Origin of the sequence: Vibrio sp. 1159 (assembly GCF_033340395.1) — a bacterium.
In the GTDB taxonomy this organism is placed as follows: Bacteria; Pseudomonadota; Gammaproteobacteria; order Enterobacterales; family Vibrionaceae; genus Vibrio; species Vibrio alginolyticus.
The window spans coordinates 1-1,077 of record NZ_JAWOWL010000179.1 but is presented as its reverse complement, the minus strand read 5'-3'; the positions used below and the strand labels follow the sequence as shown (position 1 = coordinate 1,077).

The window sequence follows — 1,077 nt, the reverse complement described above, 5'->3', positions numbered from 1 at the left end:
ACCGATGATGCGGCTTGCACCTGCCATGCGCGCACCGATGATCGCTGAAAGACCGATGCCGCCCAGACCAAAGATCGCAACCGTGTCGCCTTTTTCAACTTTTGCAGTGTTCAGAACCGCGCCCATACCAGTCGTTACGCCACAACCTAGTAGACACACTTCTTCAAGAGGCGCTTGCTTGTTCACTTTGGCTAATGAAATTTCAGGCAGCACTGTGTACTCAGAGAAAGTAGAACAACCCATGTAGTGGAAGATGGTTTCACCGTTGATAGAAAAACGGCTTGTACCATCTGGCATCAGACCTTTACCTTGTGTTTCACGAACGGCCTGGCAAAGGTTGGTTTTGCCCGATTTACAGAACTTACACTCTCCACATTCTGCGGTGTAAAGAGGAATCACGTGGTCGCCAACCTCAACGCTGGTAACACCTTCGCCAACCATTTCAACAATACCGCCGCCTTCGTGACCAAGAATTGAAGGGAAGATGCCTTCTGGATCGTCGCCTGACAGAGTGAACGCATCAGTATGACAAACACCTGTCGCGACGATGCGCACTAGCACTTCACCCGCTTTAGGAAGCTGTACATCCACTTCTTCCATTTTCAGTGGCTCGCCAGCCGCCCACGCAACCATTGCCTTGGATTTGATGTGAGTTTGACCAGGTTTGATTTCAAGAGTCATTGGATTTTCCTTTATATTCTCAGTATATGGAATGACGTAATAAGCGTAGTTAAGGTTTGCTTCCTGCGCTGCGTCGTTTTGTTGGTATCCATTCTAGGTGTTTCAATAAAAATGATAATCCGTCCATTTTGAAAATGATTTTTACATATACGTAATAATGTTAAAGTGAGTGGACAACAAGAGTGTGATGCCTCCTCAAAACAGAAGGGAAAACGGAAAAGGCGATTGACCTGAGGTTAGGTAGAGGGACTAGAGTAGAAAACAATCAACCCATCAGATAAGTAAGAGTGATTATGAATAAGACGGATCTGAACGCCTATTTAACCAAGCTCGGTTTGCCGAGTGAGTTACCCGCCGATTTGGAGTCATTGCACAGATTCACGTAGCGCAGCACCG

1 protein-coding gene is annotated in these 1,077 nt (G+C 46.7%); it reads right to left on the bottom strand.

The genetic code is table 11. The annotated features are described in order from the left end of the window. A partial coding sequence (locus R7127_RS26840) for an alcohol dehydrogenase catalytic domain-containing protein (protein WP_318148755.1) occupies window positions 1-681 on the bottom strand: 681 nt, incomplete at its 3' end. Between the last annotated feature and the right edge of the window lie 396 nt (window positions 682-1,077).